This window comes from Caballeronia sordidicola (genome assembly GCF_002220365.1).
Taxonomy (GTDB): Bacteria; Pseudomonadota; Gammaproteobacteria; order Burkholderiales; family Burkholderiaceae; genus Caballeronia; species Caballeronia sordidicola_C.
In genome coordinates this window covers 1-3969 of record NZ_MTHB01000019.1, presented here as the reverse complement: position 1 = coordinate 3969, position 3969 = coordinate 1, and the positions used below count along the sequence as shown (strand labels likewise).

At 56.3% G+C, this 3969-nt stretch carries 4 protein-coding genes and 2 pseudogenes; 1 reads left to right on the top strand and 5 read right to left on the bottom strand.

The features are described from left to right. A partial coding sequence (locus tag BSU04_RS01985; protein WP_144021101.1) for a winged helix-turn-helix domain-containing protein occupies positions 1-461 on the bottom strand: 461 nt, incomplete at its 3' end. A 5-nt stretch (positions 462-466) separates the two neighbouring features. After that, on the bottom strand, positions 467-919 hold the full coding sequence (locus BSU04_RS01980) for a carboxymuconolactone decarboxylase family protein (protein WP_256982012.1): 453 nt from the start codon (positions 917-919) through the stop codon (positions 467-469). A gap of 475 nt (positions 920-1394) precedes the next feature. On the opposite strand from BSU04_RS01980, the pseudogene BSU04_RS01975 reads away from it, so the two are divergent. After that, positions 1395-1751: pseudogene (locus BSU04_RS01975) on the top strand (IS630-like element ISCARN21 family transposase); the annotation flags it as partial. A gap of 125 nt (positions 1752-1876) precedes the next feature. Here BSU04_RS01975 and BSU04_RS01970 read toward each other — a convergent pair. The 3 genes and pseudogenes from BSU04_RS01970 to BSU04_RS01955 all read right to left on the bottom strand — a co-directional run. Next, positions 1877-2128 (bottom strand): annotated as a pseudogene (locus BSU04_RS01970) (transposase domain-containing protein); the annotation flags it as partial. A gap of 160 nt (positions 2129-2288) precedes the next feature. Continuing rightward, positions 2289-3296, bottom strand: a complete 1008-nt coding sequence (locus BSU04_RS01965; RefSeq protein ID WP_089159011.1) for a tyrosine-type recombinase/integrase — start codon at positions 3294-3296, stop codon at positions 2289-2291. 314 nt (positions 3297-3610) lie between these two features. Beyond that, positions 3611-3969 (bottom strand): tyrosine-type recombinase/integrase (locus BSU04_RS01955; protein WP_179258173.1); only part of this gene is annotated, 359 nt, incomplete at its 5' end.

The following is a 3969-nucleotide window of genomic DNA, read 5'->3' as shown; positions in this document are numbered from 1 at the left end:
AGTGTCGTCTTGCCGATACCGCCCGCGCCGACCAACGTCAGCACATGTGAGTTTGCCAGCATCGAGCGGATCTGCTTGACTGCGCAGTCGCGTCCAAAAAGCTTGGACGTCGATGGTGGAAGGGGACGCCCTCCGGATGCCTGCGACGCGGTTTCGGGAGACAGGACGGTTTTCCGCCGCTGGAGAAGGCGATAGCCGCGGCCCGGCACGGTGAGGATCAGATCGCGGTCCGTACCCAAGATTTTGCGCAGCGCCGACATATGGACTTGGAGGTTGTTTTCTTCCACGACGGTGTTGGGCCAGACGGCATTCATCATCTCGTCTTTCGTCACGAGACGTCCCGCAGCCGAAGCGACGACGGCAAGGATGTCGAAGGCGCGAGATCCGACATGCACAACCTCGCCGTTTTTCAGCAAAGTGCGCATTTCCAGATCGATCTGAAATTCACCTATTTCAATCATGATGTTTACAGGCCCCGAAATAGTGAGGGTGGTCGGGAAGAAGAAGCACTACGAATATGGCTTACGCAAATGTAGTTCGTGTAGTTGCTCATTACTTTGGCTGCCACGCCCAACATGACTTCGAGTACGTTTTGGAGCGTGTAGCCAGCGGCGAGGAAGGTCTCGACTTCAGCGTTAAGAACGAAGCCCCTTTCTTGCACCACTAGCGTTGTGAATCGATGCAGAGCCTCGAGTCCGGTATCGGGGAGCGACGTGCCGGCGAGGTGCGCGGTATTCACGCCGGCATCCATCTTGATCATCTTCGCGAGCGTGGTGTGACCGGCCATGCAATAGTCACAGTCGTTCTCGAAGTTGGAGGTCAGATAGACAACCTGTTGCTCGTGCGGCTTCAGCGTGCTCTTCGAAAAGAGGGCCCACAGTGCCGAGCATCCGGCGAGCAGTTCCGGTGATTCGGCCATATTCCCCGAAGGTTCGGTACGAAGCCGAAGGTCCGTTTCGTATCTTTCAGCCTGGCCTTCGATGCGGCCGGTGCATTGTCGACCGTGTAAGTTTGGAACGCGCTCATTGTGTATTTCCTCGATGGTTGACCGTGAGCAAGTTATGAAACACAAGCTTGAAAGAGCGCTCACTGGGTGCCCCTTTGCGGGACACGATGAGCGGATGATGAAGCACGAGCCCGACGCGAAGAAGGCGGGTGCTGTCGATAACAGTCATTCCCGATAGGCATAAACCGCTAAAATGTTTTGAAGTCAGCGCCACGAAAAGCGAAAGCCTCACGGTATTCACAGGCTGGATCGTCTGATCAAATAGGGCTATACCGATGGCTTGCCATCCAATTCGGCGACGCGAGCGGCGGTTGTACCTTGCTGGAAGTGAACGTAGTGGTCACGCGAGTGCGAACGGCGGATCGGGGCCAATCTGAGTCGCTCATCGACGATCTCCGCACTGGCGAGGTTTGTGGCTGAGGGAGCCGAGGCCGCGGGCTTCGCTCGCCTGGCCAACGTTGACAAAACCACCTTGTGCCGCATCCTCAATGAGGACGAGATCAAGCCCCGCAAGATTCGCTACTACCTGGAAAAACGAGCCCCCGAGTTCGACCGCAAGATGCAGGAAGTTCTGATGGTCAACCGGGATGTCTCGCTCGACCTGGAGAGTGCCGTTCATGATGCGCGACCCAACCCTATCTACACCGTCAGCGTCGATGAGAAGCCCAGTGTTCAGGCGATCGGATTGAGCGCACCAGATCTGCCTCCGGTACCGGGTAAGGCATCAACAGTCGGGCGCGACTATGGTAATCGCTCAATTAAGCACACGTTGACATGACGAACAGGGCCGCACCGCGACGACCGAGGTCGGCGATGTCCAAAGCGAAGGATGGGAGTGAGCGTCGGCGTGGAGCCGACGCATTAGAAGCGTTAGTCGGAGGTTGGTTTGCGTCGAGCGAGCCGCTCGCCGATGTTGAATGGCAACAAGTCGCTCACGTCGGCACCGGCCGCGCGCTGCGGCAACTCGGTGAGCACTTCGCACAAGTACTCGAACGGCTCAACGTTGCACGCCCGACAGGTGAGCATCAAGCTGTAGATCGTTGCACTGGCTTTCGCGCCGGCCACCGTATCATTGAACAACCACGATTTTCTGCTGGTAGCAAACGGGCGCACTTCCCGTTCTTATCCACGTAACCGAATTATGCAGAGTCCTACTTTCTGCGCCTTGCCGTCAGTCGTGCGTCCGACCGCCCTGGGGCCGGACGTCTCTCTTGAGGAGCTTCGGCAACGCAATACGTTCATGCTGTACGGTTAATGAGGGCGACCCACCAAGCAAGCATAATCATAGTCCGTCAAGAAAGGCGAGAATGTCTTTCGGCGGACAAAACCGGTGCTGTTTGAATTGCGGTGCTTGAATGGAGTTCAGTGCCCGCTGTTTCATGGCGAGATCGGCTTCGATGTACATATGGGTGGTGGCGGTACTTTCATGGCCAAGCCACAAGGCAATCAACGTGACGTCTACACCAGCCTGAAGCATGTGCATGGCCGTGGCGTGTCTAACGATGTGTGGAGTGACGCTTCGCGTCTTGAGTTGCGGACAGCGGATTGAAGCGCCAGCCGCAGCGAGCTTAAGTCGATCTGTTACGCCGGACCGTGTTATCTGGCCGCCGGCACGATTAGGAAAGAGCCACTGATTCGGATCTGGATCAATCTGGTGTAGCCAGCGGCGGATTTGCTTCGCAGTACTAGCCCACAGTGGCACGGTTCGCTCCTTTCGTCCCTTGCCGTGCGGGTTTGCGCAGGCGCCACGGTCCAATACGACATCCCCGACGCGCATAGCTATTAGTTCAGATACCCGTGCACCCGTGTTGTAGAGCGTAGCCAGCATAGCCTGGTCGCGCTGACCGCACCAACTGTTTGCAGCAGGAGCTGCAAGGATGCACTGCATTTCGTCTCGACTGAGGAAACCGACCATGGGTCTGTCGAAGCGTTTCATGGGAATGGCCAGCACGCGCTGAAGCCCGGGCAGCGCCGAAGGCTCCTGTAACGCTGCATAGTGAGCAAAAGACCGGATCGCAGCCAGCCGCGCGTTCCGGCTGCGGATCGCGTTGTGACGTGTAGTCTCCAGATATTTGAGGAAAGCAAGAATCAGCTCTGCATTGAAGTCGGCTAGCCGGAGCTTATGTGGTGACTTGTTCAAGTCATTCTCCGCGAAGCTGAACAGCAACCGGAAGGTATCGCGGTAGCTGGCCGCAGTGCGAGGACTGACGTTGCGCTGCTCGATCAAACGGTCCATAAAGAACTGTTGAATCAAGGTCGAAAACCGCACTGCTGGATCGGAGCTAGTCATTTGAAATCTCCCGTGCATAACGTTCGAAGCGTTCAGAGACTGAGGCCATCAGTTCAGGGACGGTGCTGACATACCAATAGGTGTCAGTAACGCGAACATGCCCCACATAAGTGGATAACGATACGATTGCGTTATCGACATTGATCTTGTGTCGATACCAGCGAAGCAGGCAGTTCGTGATAAACGTATGCCTCTAATTCCGCATGCGGAATTAGAGGCATTATTCCGAGTCCCGGATTATTCCGCATATCGATCTCCGGGGCCTGCAATCCCCGGAGAATACCCGGCCTGGGAGCCGCGCCAATACGGAATAATCAGAGGGTCTTCAAGAAGGCCAGCAGGTGATCATTGGGACGGAAACGCGGTGCTTGCACATCGGTGGTCGCGGCCTTCGCCAGCGCCTGTTCTTTTAGTTGCATATCCGCCTGGAAATAAATGGCAGTGGTTTCCACCGATTCGTGACCGAGCCAGAGGGCGATCACGACGCGATCTGCGCCATGGTGCAGCAAATTCATCGCCAATGAATGTCTCAAACTGTGCGGCGTTACTTTCTTACTGATGAGTGAGGGGCAGTGAAGGCGCGCTACCGCGAGATGCTTGTCCAGCAAATATTGCAGACTGTCATGGCTTAACGCCGTACCACGCAGCGATTGAAAGATCGGGTTGGACGGTG

Excerpts from the sequence above, each read along its gene's own strand:
- BSU04_RS01980 (WP_256982012.1), bottom strand. The coding sequence starts at position 919 with ATGGCCGAATCACCGGAACTGCTCGCCGGATGCTCGGCACTGTGGGCC.
- BSU04_RS01965 (WP_089159011.1), bottom strand. The coding sequence starts at position 3,296 with ATGACTAGCTCCGATCCAGCAGTGCGGTTTTCGACCTTGATTCAACAG.